Annotated in this window: 19 protein-coding genes; 9 read left to right on the top strand and 10 right to left on the bottom strand. The window is 49.7% G+C overall.

What is annotated here, in order from left to right:
* A complete protein-coding gene (gene sapF / locus OGX66_RS22370; RefSeq protein ID WP_003020558.1) occupies window positions 1-807 on the top strand; it encodes a peptide ABC transporter ATP-binding protein SapF in 807 nt (268 codons plus the stop codon).
* A gap of 37 nt (window positions 808-844) precedes the next feature.
* Here the strand turns inward: sapF and OGX66_RS22365 are convergent, their stop codons facing one another.
* Entirely contained in the window at window positions 845-1,534 is a 690-nt protein-coding gene (locus OGX66_RS22365; RefSeq protein ID WP_016150328.1) for an EAL domain-containing protein, read from the bottom strand.
* A 442-nt stretch (window positions 1,535-1,976) separates the two neighbouring features.
* Between OGX66_RS22365 and fabI the strand changes: the two genes are divergently transcribed.
* The 7 genes from fabI (at window position 1,977) to osmB (ending at window position 10,089) form a co-directional block, all read left to right on the top strand.
* Window positions 1,977-2,765, top strand: coding sequence for an enoyl-ACP reductase FabI (gene fabI, locus OGX66_RS22360; RefSeq protein WP_171862823.1), 789 nt, complete (start codon window positions 1,977-1,979; stop codon window positions 2,763-2,765).
* A gap of 197 nt (window positions 2,766-2,962) precedes the next feature.
* Complete coding sequence (locus OGX66_RS22355; protein ID WP_239043060.1) at window positions 2,963-4,108, top strand: carboxymuconolactone decarboxylase family protein; 1,146 nt, start codon at window positions 2,963-2,965, stop codon at window positions 4,106-4,108.
* 89 nt (window positions 4,109-4,197) lie between these two features.
* The gene (locus tag OGX66_RS22350; protein WP_270921843.1) at window positions 4,198-6,132 is read left to right on the top strand and encodes an exoribonuclease II; all 1,935 of its coding nucleotides are present in this window, start codon (window positions 4,198-4,200) and stop codon (window positions 6,130-6,132) included.
* Window positions 6,133-6,396: 264 nt separating this feature from the next.
* Window positions 6,397-8,388, top strand: a complete 1,992-nt coding sequence (gene pdeR / locus OGX66_RS22345; protein ID WP_003840724.1) for a cyclic di-GMP phosphodiesterase — start codon at window positions 6,397-6,399, stop codon at window positions 8,386-8,388.
* A gap of 183 nt (window positions 8,389-8,571) precedes the next feature.
* On the top strand, window positions 8,572-8,754 hold the full coding sequence (locus tag OGX66_RS22340) for a YciZ family protein (RefSeq protein WP_003020577.1): 183 nt from the start codon (window positions 8,572-8,574) through the stop codon (window positions 8,752-8,754).
* A gap of 95 nt (window positions 8,755-8,849) precedes the next feature.
* A complete protein-coding gene (yciT, locus tag OGX66_RS22335) occupies window positions 8,850-9,602 on the top strand; it encodes a DNA-binding transcriptional regulator YciT (RefSeq protein WP_003020580.1) in 753 nt (250 codons plus the stop codon).
* Window positions 9,603-9,870: 268 nt separating this feature from the next.
* Window positions 9,871-10,089, top strand: coding sequence for an osmotically-inducible lipoprotein OsmB (osmB, locus tag OGX66_RS22330; RefSeq protein ID WP_003020583.1), 219 nt, complete (start codon window positions 9,871-9,873; stop codon window positions 10,087-10,089).
* 91 nt (window positions 10,090-10,180) lie between these two features.
* On the opposite strand, the gene yciH is transcribed toward osmB, so the two are convergent.
* The 5 genes from yciH to pgpB all read right to left on the bottom strand — a co-directional run bounded on the left by yciH (window position 10,181) and on the right by pgpB (window position 13,834).
* The gene (yciH, locus tag OGX66_RS22325) at window positions 10,181-10,507 is read right to left on the bottom strand and encodes a stress response translation initiation inhibitor YciH (RefSeq protein WP_003843984.1); all 327 of its coding nucleotides are present in this window, start codon (window positions 10,505-10,507) and stop codon (window positions 10,181-10,183) included.
* Complete coding sequence (pyrF, locus tag OGX66_RS22320; protein ID WP_003840720.1) at window positions 10,508-11,245, bottom strand: orotidine-5'-phosphate decarboxylase; 738 nt, start codon at window positions 11,243-11,245, stop codon at window positions 10,508-10,510.
* Window positions 11,246-11,435: 190 nt separating this feature from the next.
* Complete coding sequence (gene lapB, locus OGX66_RS22315; protein ID WP_003020592.1) at window positions 11,436-12,605, bottom strand: lipopolysaccharide assembly protein LapB; 1,170 nt, start codon at window positions 12,603-12,605, stop codon at window positions 11,436-11,438.
* A 6-nt stretch (window positions 12,606-12,611) separates the two neighbouring features.
* A complete protein-coding gene (locus OGX66_RS22310) occupies window positions 12,612-12,920 on the bottom strand; it encodes a LapA family protein (protein ID WP_003020595.1) in 309 nt (102 codons plus the stop codon).
* A 149-nt stretch (window positions 12,921-13,069) separates the two neighbouring features.
* Window positions 13,070-13,834: a phosphatidylglycerophosphatase B gene (gene pgpB / locus OGX66_RS22305; RefSeq protein ID WP_088902211.1), complete on the bottom strand. Its 765-nt coding sequence runs from the start codon at window positions 13,832-13,834 to the stop codon at window positions 13,070-13,072.
* Between the two features lie 202 nt (window positions 13,835-14,036).
* Between pgpB and ribA the strand changes: the two genes are divergently transcribed.
* Window positions 14,037-14,627, top strand: a complete 591-nt coding sequence (ribA, locus tag OGX66_RS22300; RefSeq protein ID WP_003020601.1) for a GTP cyclohydrolase II — start codon at window positions 14,037-14,039, stop codon at window positions 14,625-14,627.
* A 49-nt stretch (window positions 14,628-14,676) separates the two neighbouring features.
* Here the strand turns inward: ribA and acnA are convergent, their stop codons facing one another.
* From acnA to cysB, 4 genes are all read right to left on the bottom strand, one after another.
* On the bottom strand, window positions 14,677-17,352 hold the full coding sequence (gene acnA, locus OGX66_RS22295) for an aconitate hydratase AcnA (protein WP_088902210.1): 2,676 nt from the start codon (window positions 17,350-17,352) through the stop codon (window positions 14,677-14,679).
* 308 nt (window positions 17,353-17,660) lie between these two features.
* Window positions 17,661-17,831 carry a YciX family protein gene (locus tag OGX66_RS22290; RefSeq protein WP_008322403.1) on the bottom strand — a complete coding sequence of 57 codons (171 nt, stop codon included), beginning with the start codon at window positions 17,829-17,831 and terminating at the stop codon, window positions 17,661-17,663.
* 2 nt (window positions 17,832-17,833) lie between these two features.
* Entirely contained in the window at window positions 17,834-17,974 is a 141-nt protein-coding gene (locus tag OGX66_RS22285) for a YmiA family putative membrane protein (RefSeq protein ID WP_213083937.1), read from the bottom strand.
* A gap of 314 nt (window positions 17,975-18,288) precedes the next feature.
* The gene (gene cysB, locus OGX66_RS22280) at window positions 18,289-19,263 is read right to left on the bottom strand and encodes an HTH-type transcriptional regulator CysB (protein WP_032935573.1); all 975 of its coding nucleotides are present in this window, start codon (window positions 19,261-19,263) and stop codon (window positions 18,289-18,291) included.
* Window positions 19,264-19,342: the final 79 nt, after the last annotated feature.

Raw genomic sequence — 19,342 nt, 5'->3', positions numbered from 1 at the left:
ATGGTAGAAACCCTGCTCGAAGTTCGTAATCTGAGCAAAACCTTTCGCTACCGGACAGGTTTATTTCGCCGCCAGACCGTTGAGGCCGTCAAGCCCCTGAGTTTCACCCTGCGCGAACGTCAGACGCTCGCCGTCATTGGTGAAAACGGTTCAGGGAAATCTACGCTGGCAAAAATGTTGGCGGGTATGATTGAACCTACCAGCGGTGAGCTGCTGATTGACGATCATCCGTTAAAATATGGTGATTATTCATTTCGTAGTCAGCGGATCCGTATGATTTTCCAGGATCCGTCAACATCGCTTAATCCTCGGCAACGTATCTCACAGATCCTCGATTTTCCACTACGTCTGAATACCGACCTCGAGCCTGAGCAGCGTCGTAAACAGATCGTGGAGACCATGCGCATGGTCGGACTGCTGCCGGATCACGTAAGCTATTACCCGCATATGTTAGCGCCGGGGCAAAAACAGCGTCTGGGCCTTGCCCGTGCGCTCATTTTACGACCCAAAGTCATTATCGCCGACGAAGCCCTGGCTTCTCTGGACATGTCGATGCGTTCGCAGCTCATCAATCTGATGCTGGAATTACAGGAAAAACAGGGGATTTCATATATCTATGTGACTCAGCATATTGGCATGATGAAGCACATCAGCGACCAGGTATTAGTCATGCATCAGGGCGAAGTTGTTGAGCGCGGCAGTACAGCGGACGTTCTGGCCTCCCCGTTGCATGAACTTACCCGTCGCCTGATTGCAGGTCATTTCGGCGAAGCGCTTACCGCCGACGCCTGGCGGAAAGATCGCTAACAAACGACTGCCCCCTCAACCGGGGGGCATTCTGCCATCAGTGACACAACGTAGGTAAGAGCAGCGTATCAACTTCGGTAAACGTGACTGACGGGTAAAGGGCACCCTGCATTGCCCAGACACCTGCAGCACTGGCCTCGTCGACAAGTTGTGCTGTTTCGACTCCCTTCACTACAACACGGTCGCAATATTCCCTGATATTTTTGATCAGCACCGGGAACATCGGTTTTTCTACCTGTTCCAGGAAGAAACCGCGATCCAGTTTAACAACGTCAAAATGACCGCAAACCAGCGGGCTGGCCCCTACGCTGCCGGAGCCAAGATCGCCTAACCACAATGCGTTTGGGCCGTCGCGAAGTGAATTAATCAACAGACTATTCAGGCACACGGTATTCGTCAGAAAACGTTCTGAAAGTTCCAGCGCAATAAATGGTAGTGCCTGTAAGGCCGACTTGATGGCTGGATCACCAATCGCCAACAGCGCCATTTCGTCAATGAGTTTCAGGGTACAAATAAGGCTGTTGCGCTCAAACCAGTCACGCTTTTCGGCAATTAATCGAATTTGCTCGAGCATGAAATTACGCTTTTGTTCGCTATCCCACGCTGAAATGATGAAATCTGGATGCAACGGTTGAACCGTATCTGAAGTAAACCGGGCGTTGATCTCTACGCCCAGTAATTTATCTGTTGTGTCTCTCATCGTTTCCGCGATGAAATGATAGTGCATAAGACCACTCCAATTGATCATAACGTCATGATAATGCACTTCTAATCACAATCAATCAATAATATCGATCAATGTGTCGATATTGATCGATAAAAACAATATATCATAACAAGCTGAATATTGTCATATTTTTTGTTTTAAGAAAGTTCCTACCTTGCTATGTTTATTAACATCAGCTAGCAATGAAATAATACCATTTCAATGCCTTTGAAACCTTGCATTTTCTCTGATTCACCGACGTTAAATGCCTGAACGAAGCATAACCGGAGGGGAATGATATACTCCCCACATGCAATGAAGTGACAGGTCACGTGAGGTTGATAACCATTCCTCAGGGAAAAGGCGTGGGATATAATTTCAGACCAATTTCGAGTGAGCTTAACGCGTCAATCATAATTCATTGATTGGTAAAAGATAAGTGTTAACAAAAAGGATTAAAGCCATGGGTTTTTTATCAGGTAAGCGTATTCTGGTGACAGGCCTTGCCAGTAAATTGTCTATCGCATGGGGAATCGCTCAGGCGATGCATCGCGAAGGTGCTGAACTGGCGTTCACCTACCAGAACGACAAGCTGAAAGGTCGTGTGGAAGAATTTGCAGCGCAATTAGGCTCCAACATTGTTTTGCAGTGTGATGTGGCTGAAGATGCCAGCATTGACGCCATGTTTGCTGAACTGAGCAAAACCTGGAAGAAATTCGACGGTTTCGTACACTCAATCGGCTTCGCACCTGCTGACCAGCTGGATGGCGATTATGTGAACGCAGTTACCCGCGAAGGATTTAAAATTGCGCATGACATTAGCGCTTACAGCTTTGTAGCGATGGCAAAAGCATGTCGTTCCATGCTAAACCCTGGCTCTGCGCTACTGACGTTGTCCTATCTGGGCGCAGAGCGTGCAATCCCTAACTATAACGTCATGGGCCTGGCGAAAGCCTCCCTGGAAGCGAACGTCCGTTATATGGCTAATGCGATGGGACCTGAAGGCGTGCGTGTGAATGCCATTTCCGCGGGTCCAATCCGTACACTCGCCGCTTCTGGCATTAAAGATTTCCGTAAAATGCTGGCGCACTGTGAAGCGGTTACACCGATTCGCCGCACCGTTACCATTGAAGATGTGGGTAACTCCGCAGCATTTCTGTGCTCCGATCTCTCTGCCGGTATCTCTGGTGAAGTCGTACACGTTGACGGTGGCTTCAGCATCGCCGCAATGAACGAGCTGGAACTTAAATAATCCTAAGACCTCGATGGGCGGTCTTGCACCGCCCATGACACTCCCCTCAGCCACCACATATGCCTTTCTGATATTTATTATCACGTAACAATCTTTCATCCCCTCATTTGCTTACGTCAGGATATTGCAGCGCAAACGATCCGGCGTAGTAGTATGACGACAAGTCCGGGTCGCCACTTTTAGACCAAGGAACGCCCATGGAACAACGCCGAATTGAAGGCAAAAGCCACTGGTATCATGAGACGCAATCCAGCACGTATCCGCATGATGTTCTGCCGCTGGTCCCGGAAGCCGCTCATGTCGACGACAGTTTTTTACTGGATCTGGCATTACCTGATGACGTTCTTTCGCCCTTTCAATCCTGGTTAACCCCTGCCCGTAGACTTGCCCAGACGCTCTTCCCGGCTCATGTAAACCTGAATCAGATGCATACGTTCAGTGCCTATGAACGTATGAGTACAGCCCTGACCGTCGCTCAAGTGTATGGTGTGCAGCGATTGTGTAATCACTATGCCGCGCGTTTAACACCGCTTCCCGGTCCGGACTCCTCGCGGGAAAGTAACCATCGACTGGCACAAATCACCCAATATGCTCGCCAACTTGCCAGCTCTCCTGTCGTGATAGGCGAACGCGACCGTCAGCATCTGGAAGCGGTCGGACTGACCACCAGCGATAATATTCTGATGAATCAAATCATCGGCTTCGTCGGTTTTCAGGCCCGAACCGTGGCCCTGTTTCAGGCCTGGTCTGGTCATCCGGTACGCCGAATACCGGGGCTGGATATTCAGCAATTTGCTCACGCTTCGTTATTTAACGCCACAAAGACAACCTGGCATGCTGCACCATTCCCGATCGAAAAATATCCCCCCCATGCTGAGAACTCTGCCAGAGGATATCCCGATGAACTGCAAGCGTTGGTGCCATTATTGATACATTCACCGGTCATTTTAGATTTACTCACGACGCTGATTTCCGCTGTCCGGCGCAGCGCTGTATCAGTACAGGAATTTTCACTGGCAGCGCTGGTGACGTCACGAATTAACGGCAGCGTGGCCTGCTTTAACGAGCAGGCGCATACAGCAAATGAATTAGTCGACGTTATCGCCCTGCTTCGCCTGGATGAACGTGAATTACAACGTTGGGAACAACGACATCCGGTTGAGTGCGTCACCCTACAGGCGGTACAATGGCTGACCCGGGCGCCCGACCGCTTTAGCACCGCACTGTTAACGTCTTTGTTCGATCAGGGAATCTCTTCAGAGCAGGCTATCAACCTGCTAGCTTGGAGTGGATTGTGCGGATGGTTGAATCGCTTGAAAATCGCGCTGGGCGACACTGATTAACCGATCCACTTACTGAAAGAGCGCTTGCTGCCACTGGCAGAATCGCGTAAAACTGTCAGCCGCTCTTTTAGCCACGAAAATAGACAATTATGCTTCAGGACAACCCGCTGCTAGCGCAGCTTAAACAGCAACTACATTCCCAGACGCCACGTGCTGAAGGGGTGGTAAAAGCCACGGAAAAAGGCTTTGGCTTCCTGGAAGTCGATGCACAAAAAAGCTATTTCATTCCACCGCCGCAGATGAAAAAAGTGATGCATGGCGACCGCATTGTTGCGGTTATCCATACAGAAAAAGATCGTGAGTCTGCAGAGCCGGAAGAACTGATCGAACCCTTCCTGACGCGCTTCGTGGGTAAAGTTCAGGGCAAAAATGATCGTCTGTCCATCGTGCCGGATCATCCGTTACTGAAAGATGCTATTCCTTGTCGTGCCACCCGTGGCGTTGAACATGAATTTAAAGAAGGCGACTGGGCAGTTGCAGAAATGCGCCGTCACCCGCTGAAAGGCGATCGCACCTTCTACGCCGAGTTAACCCAATTTATCACTTTTGCTGATGACCACTTTGTCCCGTGGTGGGTCACACTGGCACGCCATAATCTGGAAAAAGAAGCACCGGACGGCGTAGCAACCGAAATGCTGGACGAAGGCCTGGTTCGTGAAGATTTAACCGCCCTTAATTTCGTCACCATCGACAGCGCCAGCACCGAAGATATGGACGATGCGCTGTATGCTGAAGAACAAGCTGACGGCACGCTACAATTAACCGTCGCCATTGCCGACCCAACAGCCTGGATTGCAGAAGGCAGTAAGCTGGATAAAACGGCAAAAATTCGCGCGTTCACCAATTATTTACCGGGGTTCAATATCCCGATGTTGCCACGTGAATTGTCTGACGATCTCTGCTCTCTGCGCGCGAACGAAGTGCGCCCGGTTTTAGCTTGTCGTATGAGCATTACCGCCGATGGCGCGATTGAAGACAACATCACCTTTTTCGCTGCGACAATTGAGTCAAAAGCGAAGCTGGCCTATGACAATGTTTCCGACTGGCTGGAAGGTACAGGCGAGTGGCAACCAGAAAACGACGCGATTGCGGAACAGATCCGTCTGCTGCATCGTATTTGTCTGAGCCGAGGAGAGTGGCGTCATAACCACGCGCTGGTCTTTAAAGATCGCCCGGATTACCGTTTCGTTCTCGGTGAAAAAGGTGAAGTACTGGACATCGTCGCTGAACCACGTCGCATCGCAAACCGTATCGTGGAAGAATCCATGATTGCGGCAAATATTTGCGCCGCCCGTGTGCTTCGCGACAAGCTGGGCTTCGGTATTTATAACGTCCATATGGGATTCGACCCGGCCAACGCCGACGCTCTGGCCGCGCTGCTGAAAACCCACGGTATGCACGCCGATGCCGAAGAAGTCCTGACTCTGGAAGGTTTCTGCAAACTGCGCCGCGAACTGGATGCTCAGCCATCAGGCTTCCTCGACAGCCGAATTCGCCGCTTCCAGTCTTACGCTGAAATAAGTATTGAGCCAGGTCCACACTTTGGGCTGGGTCTGGAGGCATATGCCACCTGGACTTCCCCAATCCGTAAGTATGGCGATATGATCAACCACCGTCTGCTTAAGGCTGTCATCAAAGGCGAAACCATCGCCCGACCTCAGGATGATACCACCGTGCAAATGGCAGAACGTCGTCGCCTGAACCGGATGGCTGAGCGTGACGTGGGTGACTGGCTTTACGCCCGTTTCCTGAGTGATAAAGCCGGTACCGACACCCGCTTTGCGGCCGAGATCATTGACGTCAGCCGCGGTGGCATGCGCGTGCGTTTAGTTGATAATGGCGCTGTTGCCTTTATTCCGGCTCCCTTCCTGCACGCCGTTCGTGATGAACTGGTATGCAGCCAGGAAAGCGGCACCGTGCAAATTAAAGGTGAAGTTGTTTACAAAGTCACGGATGTGATTGACGTAACTATCGCTGAAGTACGGATGGAAACCCGCAGCGTTATCGCGCGTCCAGCCGCGTAACACGCATAAATCAAGCGACCTTTCTCATTTTTGAAAGGTCGTTTTCTTTTTACCTCCCAAATTTCAACCGCGCACTACACTTCTTTCATCCAGTCAAAAAATTTATTTACTATTTTTCAGCTCCGTTGGCTTTGCTTTTTACGGATTCTGGATTACACATAAATATATAAAAAAAACAATACGTTCAGCCATAATCACCCTGAATGAATCATGGCTACCCATACTTTTGAGGCTCTATGCGCTTTAAACGGGATAGTACACATCATGAAAGACGTCCGGGAGCTGATTACGTTGTATAGCTATGTTGGCACTAATAACCCTTACTGGCGTTTGTCAGAGGATTGCAACATCCTGCATTTCTCTGTCGAAGAAACGTCAGAGGCCGATCAGACCATCGAATTATCCCCGGAACAAGCCGAACGCATTCGCGAGATGACGGTAATTACGTCAAGTTTATTAATGACGTTACCGATTGAAGATGACAACATTCCCGTACATCTGGTCGGCCGAAAAATCAATAAGCGTGAATGGGCCGGTAGCGCATCCGCCTGGGATGACACCCCTTCCGTCGCCCGTGACCTGGCTCATGGCCTCTCTTTTGCCGAACAGGTGGTTTCTGAAGCCAATTCAGTCATTGTCATTCTTGATCGCATGGGCAACATTCAGCGGTTTAATCGACTGTGCGAAGAGTATACCGGACTCAAAGAACGTGAAGTCATTGGCCAAAGTGTATTCACATTATTTATGAGTCGACGTGAAGCTGCCGCGTCACGACGCAATATCGAGGTCTTTTTTCGCGAAGGTAACTCATATGAAGTTGAACGCTGGGTGAAGACCTGCAAAGGACAGCGTCTGTTTTTATTTCGTAATAAATTTGTGCATAACGGTAGCGGCAAGAACGAAATATTTCTGATCTGTTCCGGGACCGATATCACTGAAGAACGCCGCGCCCAGGAGCGTTTGCGGGTGTTGGCGAATACTGACTCGATCACTGGATTACCCAATCGCAACGCTATTCATAATCTGATCAGCAATGCGATTGAGAACGCGGGCGATACGCAGGTCGGGATTGTGTACCTCGATCTGGATAACTTCAAAAAGGTAAACGATGCCTACGGGCATATGTTTGGCGATCAGCTATTGCAAAGCGTATCGCTGGCAATACTCAGTTGCCTTAGCGAAAACCAGTTACTGGCACGGTTTGGCGGCGATGAGTTTATTGTCCTTGCCACCGAAACATCCCAGGGTTCACTGGAAGCCACCGCGTCGCGTATTCTGACACGCCTGCGTCAACCTTTTCGCATCGGCCTGATTGAAATCTATACCGGATGCTCTATTGGTATTTCCCTCGCCCCACAACATGGTCAGGACTGCGAGAGCGTCATTCGTAACGCCGATACGGCCATGTACACCGCAAAAGAAGGTGGCCGTGGACAGTTTTGTGTTTTCTCTCCGGAAATGAATCAGCGGGTATTTGAATATCTGTGGCTGGATACTAATCTGCGCAAGGCGCTGGAAAACGATCAACTGGTTATCCATTATCAGCCAAAGATAACCTGGCGAGGCGAAGTGCGCAGCCTGGAGGCGCTGGTTCGCTGGCAGTCTCCGGAACGAGGCCTCATTCCACCACTGGAATTTATCTCCTACGCCGAAGAATCAGGGCTTATCGTTCCTCTGGGTCGCTGGGTTATTCTGGACGTTGTGCGTCAGATAGCAAAATGGCGCGCAAAGGGAATCAATCTGCGTGTGGCGGTAAACGTTTCTGCCCGGCAGCTCGCCGATCAGACGCTATTTACCGATCTCAAGCAGGTGCTTCATGAACTCGACTTTGAATATTGTCCCATCGATGTCGAGTTAACGGAAAGCAGTTTAATTGAAAATGAGCAGTTGGCACTGTCCGTCATTCAGCAGTTTAGCCAGATGGGGGCGCAAATCCATTTGGATGATTTTGGTACCGGTTATTCGTCACTGTCTCAACTAGCCCGGTTCCCACTTGATGCAATTAAACTGGATCAAACCTTTGTCAGGGATGTACACAAACAACCTGTTTCGCAGTCGCTGGTACGTGCCATTGTTGCGGTCGCACAGGCACTCAACCTGCAGGTCATCGCCGAAGGTGTTGAAAGCGCGAAAGAGGATGCGTTTTTAACCAAAAATGGCGTCAACGAGCGTCAGGGTTTTTTGTTTGCCAAACCAATGCCAGCCGCCGCGTTTGAGCGTTGGTATCGACGGCACCTCAATAAAAAAACACGCTAATGCAGTGGGATCAAACGTTGAAAATAGCCATAAATGGACATTACGTAACGATCCTATCTGCATGTAATCACAGAATATATAATATTCTTCTATCGTTGATAGTTAATACTATTTTTCCCTTCTCTTTTGCCATGAAATTCTGCATCATGAAATTCAAACTCTATTGCCATTAGGATGATAACCATGTCTGATATCGACGCTCAGCGTCTGGCCGAACGCATTGATACCGTGCTGGATATCCTCGTTGCAGGTGATTACCACTCAGCTATCCATAATCTCGAAATTCTGAAGGCTGAGCTGCTAAACATGACCAAAGAAGATGCCGAATCCTTGCCCAAAAAGCACAAGGCTCCCTGGGAGATCTGACGACATTAACCCTTTAATGTCGCTGCTATAAGCAAACTGCACGTGAGGCAGTTTCCGTTTAATTTCCGATACGATATCGCAATAAAATTAATATTATGAATTCCCGACAACAATCTATTTTGCAGATGGTGACTGATAAAGGTCAGATGAGCGTTGCCGAACTGGCAAAAATCACCGGTGTCTCAGAAGTGACGATTCGACAGGATCTGAACACACTGGAAAAACAGAGTTATTTACGCCGTGCGCACGGTTTTGCTGTTTCATTGAACAGCGATGATGTGGAAACGCGCATGATGACTAATTTTACGCTGAAGCGTGAGCTGGCTGAATTCGCCGCATCGCTGGTAAGCCCAGGCGAGTCCGTATTCATTGAAAACGGCAGCAGCAATGCGCTCTTAGCCAGAACGCTCGCGGAGCAAAAAGATGTCACCATCATTACCGTCAGCAGCTATATAGCCCATCTGCTGAAAGAAACCCCCTGCGAAGTGATTCTCCTTGGCGGCATCTATCAGAAAAAAAGCGAAAGTATGGTTGGGCCCTTAACTCGCCAGTTTATCCAGCAGGTACACTTCAGCAAGGCCTTTATCGGCATTGATGGCTGGCAGGCTGACACCGGCTTCACCGGACGCGACATGATGCGTTCTGATGTGGTTAACGCGGTGCTGGAAAAAGGTGCAGAAGTTATTGTGCTTACTGACAGCTCAAAATTCGAAGCCATTCACCCGTACACGCTGGGTCCATTAGAGCGATTCAGCCGCGTAGTCACGGACTCCAGGCTTAGCGCCAGCGTACAAATGCAGCTTGAGCATTCCGGATTAACCGTCAATATCATTGATGCCCACGCGTAACATCTTCAGCAGATGATTTGTCAGTTGGCAAATCATCTCCTCTCTGAGAGTTATCTGACAGTCCAATTAAGACTTTTTACCTGTCGTTAACAGGATTAAGTCGTAAAATTAATGTTAGCGATATAACAGGAACGAACCTCCAACTTCAGGATAGTGTTTGTAATGCCTTCGCTAAACGGTTTCACGGAAATATCTTCGTTAGCCTAAATTTAGCGCTATTCTTAAAGAACACTGGATTCCGTGAATCAATAATTCAGGAGAAAGTATTATGTTAGTAACGAGCAAAAAAATGACCGCTGCCATTCTGGCGATTACTCTGGCAATGTCGCTGAGCGCCTGCTCTAACTGGTCCAAACGCGATCGTAACACTGCAATCGGTGCTGGTGCAGGTGCAATAGGTGGTGCAGTCCTGACTGACGGCAGCACGCTGGGTACGCTGGGTGGTGCTGCAGTAGGTGGTATCATTGGCCATCAGGTGGGTAAATAATCTACGGTTGAACGGCTCGATATAATAATACGTTTACTTTTTCAGGTCTGTATTATTAAAAAGCCACGGAAATATTCCGTGGCTTTTTTTATTAACCGCCAGCCAGTTTAACTTTCATTCCTTTGGCTTCCAGCAGCGATTTAATCAAGTCGCGTTTATCACCCTGTATCTCAATCACGCCATCCTTCACTGCCCCGCCACAACCACATTTTTTCTTCAGTTCCGCAGCTAATTTGGTCAGTTCGGCATCGTCTTGATCAATACCGGTAATCAAACACACGCCCTTACCTTTGCGGCCACTGGTCTGGCGCTGGATACGAACAATGCCATCGCCTTGTGGGCGCACAGGAGCAGCTTTTGGTTCATCAATGCGCCCGGAATCGGTTGAGTAGACCAGGCGAGAGTTTGAATCGTTCATTTACGCACCTCGTTTCAGTGAGGCATTAATCATCTTCAGCGTCTGAGCCGGATCTGCCGACTGCGTGACCGGACGACCAATAACCATATAATCCACACCAGCTGACTGTGCTTGTTCCGGCGTCATAATGCGACGCTGGTCGCCCGCCTCGCTGCCTTCAGGACGAATACCCGGCGTAACCAATTTAAATGCCTGGCCAAACGCCTGCTTGAATCGCACCGCTTCCTGCGCGGAGCATACAACGCCATCCAAACCACAATGTTGGGTTAAGCGCGCCAGCCTTTCAGCATGCTCTGCAGGTGACAACGTCACGCCGAGATCGGCGAGGTCGCTGGCTTCCATACTGGTCAGAACCGTTACCGCAATCAGCAGCGGTGCGTCCTTGCCAAAAGGTAATAAGGCTTCACGTGCGGCGGTCATCATACGCGCCCCACCAGAAGCATGAACGTTAACCATCCACACGCCAAGCTCAGCCGCTGCCGCAACGGCATGCGCGGTAGTGTTGGGAATATCATGAAATTTCAAATCAAGAAAAACGTCAAAACCACGCTGTTGTAAATCGCGAACCAACTGAGGTCCAAAAAGCGTGAACATCTCTTTGCCCACTTTCAAACGGCAATCACGAGGATCAATTCTGTCGACAAAAGCTAATGCTTTATCACGATTGGAATAATCGAGAGCGACAACGACAGGAGAATCAGTAACAGCACGAGAAGAAGATGAAGCAGTAAACGTCATGACCAGACCTTCTTGAGGATGGGCGCCGACAGTAGCGCGAAATGGGTAAACGGCGTGCATTCTACCTGCGGTAATAGAAAATTAACAGGCGCGATTCCATTTCTGCCAGGCGAATTTGGCAACGGTGGCTGAGGATGGCTTTGTTACTCATCATTAGTATGTTGTAACTAAAGTAAGATTTTTTTAAAAATTACAACCCATCAAGTCCGCGAATAGGCTTAATGGTTGACCATGAGCGACAAGATGGGCAGTGCCAGTACAGTGTATATGCGGTAAATCCGCACTTCTGGCAACGATAGCGCGGCTTGCTGCGCACCTGCTCCCCGACCATATCGCGCAGAACCATCAGGCTCTCTTTCGCGCGCCCTTCTTCTGCTTCGTTAAGATGGTAATCCATTAATTTGTGGAAAACGCGCATCGTAGGATGGCGTTGTAGTTGGCGGGTAATATAAACCTGAGCGGTATCAGTCCCCTCACGCGCTTCAAGAATATCGGCCAGCATCAGCTCGGCGGCGGCGCCAGTATTCTCTTCAACGGCCCGACGTAAAAACTCTGCCCACTCATCGGTTTTCCCCAGATGCTGGTAGCAGCTTTGCAGCATTTCCAGCGTTTCGCTGACCAGTTCTTTATCCTGAGAAATCACGCGTTGCAGACTTTCAACGGCCTTCGCGTACTCGCCTTTCACCATGTACACACGGCCCATCATGATAGAAACCCGGGCACTGTTTTTGTCTGCCGCAGCCCCTTTTTTCAACAGCGCCATGGCGCGATCCATATCGTCGCTGCCCATCTGCTGTAAGGCCAGTTCGCAGTAGAAGTGGGCTATCTCAATACGCTGTTTATCTTTGCCTAGCTTCACCAGACGTTCTGCGACATCAATGGCTTTCTGCCAATCGCTGGTCGCCTGATAAATTTGCAGCAGTTGCTGTAATGCACCGACGCGAAAATCTGTTTCATCGGTAAGCTGATTGAACATGTCTTCCGCGCGGTCGTACAGACCTGCGGCCATGTAATCGCGCCCCAACTGTTGTACGGCCAACAAACGCTGCTCGTAGGTCAGCGAAGCACTTTCCATTAACGTTTGATGGATGCGGATTGCGCGATCGACTTCACCGCGCGAGCGGAACAGGTTTCCGAGAGTGAGATGAGCCTCAACGGTGCCCGTATCCTCTTTTAGCATATCAAGGAACAGATCCACCGCTTTGTCTTGTTGGTTGCTCAGGAGGAAGTTAACCCCGGCGACATAGTCACGGGAAAGACGGTTAGCTTCATCCTGCTTGGTTTGTTGCGCACTTCTGCGACCCATATACCACCCATAGGCAGCGGCTACAGGTAAAAGCAGAAACAACAACTCCAACATAAATAATTATTCCTTCACAACCGACGAATCGGCAGAAACCGCAACGTCGGTCGCAGGCGTAAGCTGGTTTTCCAGTCGTTTGATTTTACGTTCGGCGCGCGCAAGAGACACACGAACCTTCAGCCAGAAAAGGCCGCAAATTAACCAACCAATCGCAAAACCTGCGGCAAACAATACAGCAAGCAGCGTAGAGATACGATACTCACCCTGAGCCAGCAGGTAATTAAACGTAACCTGTTGATCGTTTTGCGCACCTAATGTCACCGAAATAACAAAAATCGCCAACACCAGTAAGAAAATGAGTAAATATTTCACATTACTTCCCGTTATGTGGTTTAAGCGAATAAATCGTGTACAACTTACCGCGTTGAGCCCTTTAAATTACCATTTTCACAACGAGTGCGAAATGGAAAAGCGCTTTCCGCTTTCTGATTTAAGGGCAAAATTTGAAAAATCAATCATAGCTAGCTTTCTTGCTCGCGTTGCGCGATTTCTTTTGCCTCCTGCACAGGCGGTGTAAGTGGTCCACATACTCGCTGCGCGAGCCAGGTCGCCAGCGTTACCAGCAGCCATGAAATCAGCGTTGCAACGACCAAATCACGTGGCCAGTGCATGCCCAACAGCAAGCGGCTACCCATAACACTTGTCGCCCAGATAAGCAAAAACACAATCGTCAGCGTACGTCTGCGTGGCCATAACAGCCCTACTGCCAGTAAAGCCCAACTGGCAGCAAACATCGTATGTCCTGACGGAAAGGCAAAACCCGTTTCTTTTTGCCAGTGCTTACGTAGAAACGTCGGAATATCCTGTTGTTCGGCCAATTGCTCTTTAACTAAGTTGCCACGATCTTTACGTTTTAAAGTGTAGAACTCATCAACCGGGATATGGTGCGTTTTTTCCAGCCATACGACAAAGGGCCGAGGTTCCTGCACCCTGTCTTTAACCCAGGACTTCACACCCTGACCGACTAAAATTGCCGCGGCCAGGATCGCAAACAGCATTACCGCAGCTTTCAGACGAAAACGCAGACACCACAGAAACCATGCGCAGAGCACAACATGAGTGATAATCCCCCACGGCTGCGTCACCGTTTCCGTTACCCAGTACAGAGATTTTAGCCACCAAACGTTGTGTCCCGGCTGCCAGTTCCAGCCCGATACCCATACAGCAACCGGCATAATAAGTAGCAGCCCGGCCCCGACCGCAGTGCGCTTTGCAATTGACAGCATTACCTCTCCTTTCGTCGATAAGTCTCACAATCATAACTGAAAAAAGTGCATGCCGGGAAAATTGACATTTTTGTGCCATTCCAAAGGCGAATCCGTTGTCGCGATTAGGTGAACATCGTTGCCTTATGGCAAAATAGTGCAATACAGAACAAGAAGCCAACAGGCGACGGCACGACAGTGCCAGCATAATCTGGAGAATTACATGCAGCTTAAACGTGTGGCAGAAGCCAAACTGCCAACCCCCTGGGGTGATTTCCTGATGGTGGGATTTGAAGAACTGGCAACCGGACACGATCACGTCGCACTGGTTTTTGGCGATATCACTGGTCAAACGCCTGTTCTGGCGCGTGTCCACTCCGAATGTCTGACTGGCGATGCATTGTTTAGCCTGCGTTGCGATTGCGGCTTCCAGCTCGAAGCGGCTCTCACCCACATTGCTGAAGAAGGGCGCGGTATCCTGCTTTATCATCGTCAGGAAGGACGCAATATCGGCCTGCTCAATAAAATCCGCGCCTACGCGTTGCAGGACCAGGGTTATGATACCGTTGAGGCTAACCATCAGTTGGGCTTTGCGGCAGATGAGCGTGATTTCACGCTGTGTGCGGATATGTTCAAGCTGCTGGGCGTGGACGAAGTTCGTTTGCTGACCAATAACCCGAAAAAAGTGGAAATTCTGACCGAAGCGGGAATCAATATTGTTGAACGCGTGCCGCTGATTGTGGGTCGTAACCCGAACAATGAACATTACCTGGACACCAAAGCCGCCAAGATGGGGCATTTGCTGGGCAAGTAATGGTTGTTACCGCCGATAATAAAGCCTGCTCTCGCAGGCTTTATGCATTTTAATTCAACATATTACGAATCACGTAGTGCAGAATACCATCGTTTTGGTAGTAAGTTAGCTCCGTCGCAGTATCGATACGGCAGCGGCATAAAATCACCTCTTTACGTCCATCTGAGCGAACCATATTCACCAACACTGTTGCGCCCGGCTTGATGTTTTGCAGGTCCGTAATATCGATCGCTTCCTCACCGGTTAGTCCCAGCGTTTTGCGCGTGACTCCCTGTGGAAACTCCAGCGGCAAAATCCCCATACCAATCAGGTTAGAACGGTGAATTCGCTCAAAGGACTCAGCGATAACCACGCGAATCCCCAGCAAGCGCGGGCCTTTTGCCGCCCAGTCGCGACTGGAGCCAGAGCCATACTCTTTCCCGGCAATAACCGCCAGGGGGATATTCTCCTGTTGATATTGCATAGCCGCATCATAGATAGCCACTACCTCGGTTCCCGGCAAATGACGCGTCATCCCACCTTCCACTCCGGGTACCATCTCATTACGAATACGAATATTGGCAAAGGTACCGCGCATCATCACTTCATGATTCCCGCGGCGTGAACCATAGGAGTTGAAATCTTTACGCTCAACGCCGTGGCTTTGCAGATAACGACCTGCCGGGCTATCCGGCTTAATACTGCCGGCAGGAGAAATATGGTCGGTGGTGACGGAATCCCCAAGCATTGCGAGGATACGCGCACCATGAATGTCCTGGACCGGATCCGGCGTAGCCTGCATACCATCGAAGAACGGCGACAAGCGGATATAAGTTGAGTCAGACTGCCAACCATAGGTATCAGCCCGATCAACCTGGATAGCTTTCCATTCTGGCGTACCTTCAAAGACTTCAGCGTACTCTTTATGGAACATGGCGGTAGAAACCTGCTCCACGGCACGGGCAATTTCCTGAGCCGTCGGCCAGATATCTTTCAGATAAACGGGATCGCCCTTTCTGTCATGGCCTAACGGATCTTTCGTCAGATTGATATTCATATTCCCTGCTAGCGCATAGGCCACCACCAGCGGCGGAGACGCCAACCAGTTGGTCTTCACGAGCGGATGGATACGCCCCTCAAAGTTTCGGTTGCCGGAAAGCACGGCGCCAACGGTGAGATCGCCTTTTTTGATGGCTGTCTCGATAGGATCGGGTAACGGACCCGAGTTACCAATACAGGTGGTACAGCCATAACCTACAAGGTTAAATCCCAGCTCATCAAGGTACGGCGTGAACCCAGCCTGTGCCAGATAATCAGACACCACCTTCGATCCTGGCGCCAGCGAGGCTTTCACCCACGGCTGACGTTTCAGACCAAGTGTCACTGCTTTTTTCGCCAGCAGTCCCGCCGCCATTAATACGCTTGGGTTGGAAGTGTTGGTACAGGAAGTGATAGCTGCTATCACCACCGCACCGTCCGGCAGCTTATACTGCTGGCCGCTCATGGTGTAGTCCACGGGCTGACGGTCTTTCAGCGAGCTATTTACTTCGAGTTCATTACTTGCCGAAAACGCTTTCGGAACATCAGCCAGTGCCACCCGATCCTGCGGGCGCTTCGGTCCGGCAAGGCTAGCTTCCACACTGCCCATATCCAGCTCCAGTGAACTGGTAAATACGGGTTCATCCCCTGGATTACGCCACATTCCCTGCGCTTTGGCATAGGCGCTGACCAACTCAACCTGCTCCTCACTGCGTCCACTCAGACGCATATATTCAAGAGTGATGCCATCGATCGGGAAGAAACCGCAGGTTGCGCCGTATTCCGGTGACATGTTCGCAATGGTTGCCCGATCGGCCAGCGGTAAGGTGTCGAGGCCATCACCGTAGAATTCAACGAATTTACCGACCACGCCGTGCTTACGCAGCATCTGGGTGACGGTTAAAACCAGGTCGGTAGCGGTGATACCTTCCCGCAGTTTGCCCACTAGTTTAAAGCCCACAACATCCGGGATAAGCATAGAGACCGGTTGACCCAGCATTGCTGCTTCAGCCTCAATGCCCCCAACGCCCCATCCCAGCACACCGAGGCCATTAATCATTGTCGTATGGGAATCGGTACCGACCAGCGTATCGGGATAAGCCACCCACTCACCGTCCTGTAACTCGCTCCAGACGGCTTTGCCAAGGTATTCAAGGTTTACCTGGTGGCAAATACCCGTTCCCGGCGGTACAACGCTGAAGCGACTAAATGCCTGCTGTCCCCATTTCAGGAACACATAACGTTCATGGTTTCGTTCCATTTCCAGGCGAACGTTTTCTTCGAAAGCATCATCATCACCAAAACGGTCCACCGTTACCGAGTGGTCAATGACAAGGTCCACTGGCGAAAGCGGATTCACTTTTGCCGTATCTCCCCCCAGACGTTTCACCGCTTCGCGCATGGCGGCAAGATCGACCACCGCCGGCACACCGGTAAAATCCTGCATCAGAACACGAGCGGGTCGATAGGCAATTTCACGATCGGCATGGGCGGTCTTCAGCCAATGCGCGAGAGCATGAATATCATCTTCGGTAACGGAATTACCATCCTGCCAACGAAGCAGATTTTCCAGCAACACTTTTAGCGATTTGGGTAGTCGGGTGATATCACCCAATGATTTAGCAGCCAGGGGTAAACTGTAGTAGCGGTAGGTTTTATCTTTAACCTGCAATGTGTCCTTACTGGCTTCTCGTAGGGTCGACGACATAGCTCCTCCTTAAATGACAGGGTTGGATCCCCTGACTTTCCTCAGGGTTAGTATTAAAGATAACACAAACAAAATGTAACGCTTTGATAACAACTCAAAATGATAAAAGTAGCGGGCGATATAAAAGCGCGAACTGAGGTCGATGGTAAGGAGGAAGGTCTAACCGTGTAGATTAATAGGATGAATATTCAGCAGGCAATAGAGCAATGGATAATACGTTGATTAGGTTGTTGATGACGATTACATGGATAAATGATTCGATATTCAAGGGCACAAGGTAATCGTTATTATTATAAAATACGTACGAATTATTGTTTCTGTTCATCATCATCAGTTAACAGATCAATAAACGCCCGTTGTTCAGGAGAAAGGTTCCAGGATTCGGGTACCTTCTGCCCCTTCTCTGCGACGGTTTTGCTCTCTTGTTCATGGTCATGAGGCGATAGCGTTTCAGTAGAGTGCTGCTCTGGTGCGGACATACTTACCCCCACACATTCCAGGCCACGAGTGCGACAATAATCCAGAATATCGCAGAACCAAGAAATACGGCGAACCAGGCTTTACGTTTCATCACCGGATCCCTGCGTGCTGGCTGGTTTCCTGAAGGCATCGCTAACCTCATACTATCGAAATCACTTATCATTTAGGCACCAAACAATCGGTACAATTAATCATCAGATAGGAGGAATCCTAATAAAAAAGGCGAAAAAAAGCCAGTTAATTTTCAGACTCGTCCTGATAAATAAATCGATTGTTTGATCGATTATAAATATTTGAAAGGAATTTTTGGCAAGCTGACTAATTTGAAACTACTTTAGTGAACTTTTTCCACAAGCTATATATGGTTAATTTATCCACGGTAAATTATCATTTAATTCAGTGTTTCCCGTCGGTATCGCTTTATGCTTATGGATACCGACGAGGTTACAGTCGTTATTATTTCTCAGGCAATTTAATATCTTTAAACATGGCTTCAATATCATCGTTGGAACGCAGCGCCACCGCCGTGTCCACCACATCACGCGTCAGATGCGGCGCGAAACGTTGAATGAAATCATACATGTAACTACGTAAGAAGGTGCTGCGACGAAAACCAATTTTGGTGGTGCTATGGCTGAAGATATCGTGAGCATCCACGCGTACCAGGTCAGGATCGGAAACAGGATCAACCGCCATACTGGCAATCACACCCACGCCAAGGCCCAGACGGACATAGGTTTTAATGACATCAGCATCGGTCGCGGTAAAGACAATACGTGGCTCCAGACCCGCGCGGTTAAACGCGGTGTCCAGCTCCGAGCGTCCGGTAAAACCAAACGTGTAGGTCACCAGCGGATACTGTGCCAGTTCCTCAATAGAAACCGAAGGTTTTCCCGCCAACGGATGATCCGGCGTGACGACGATCGAGCGGTTCCAGTGGTAGCAAGGTAACATCACCAGGTCGTCATACAGGTGCAAAGCTTCCGTCGCGATAGCAAAATCTGCATTTCCTTTCGAAACGGCTTCGGCGATTTGCGTCGGCGATCCCTGGTGCATATGCAATGAGACGCGAGGATAGCGCTCAATAAAACCTTTAATCACGTTCGGTAAAGCGTAACGCGCCTGAGTGTGCGTAGTGGCGATATATAACGAGCCTTTGTCCGGCCAGGTATGTTCGCCAGCAACGGACTTAATGGCATCCACCTTCGACAGAACTTCTCGCGCAATACGAATAACTTCCTGCCCCGCTGGCGTAACCTGCGTCAGGTGCTTACCGCTACGGGCGAAAATCTGGATGCCAAGTTCATCTTCCAGCATACGAACTTGCTTACTGATACCGGGCTGCGAGGTATAAAGCCCTTCCGCTGTTGAGGAAACATTAAGGTTGTGGTTCACCACCTCAACAATGTAGCGAAGCTGCTGTAATTTCATGTTATGCCATCCCGATTCGCGCCATCAAATCATCGTTTCAGTGCAGGCTCGCGGGCGCTGCTAATACGATTTAATAATA

It is taken from the genome of Citrobacter sp. Cf072, assembly GCF_030334485.1.
GTDB lineage: Bacteria > Pseudomonadota > Gammaproteobacteria > Enterobacterales > Enterobacteriaceae > Citrobacter > Citrobacter freundii.
Note: the sequence above shows the minus strand (reverse complement) of the source record. Positions and strands in the feature narration are given on the sequence as shown.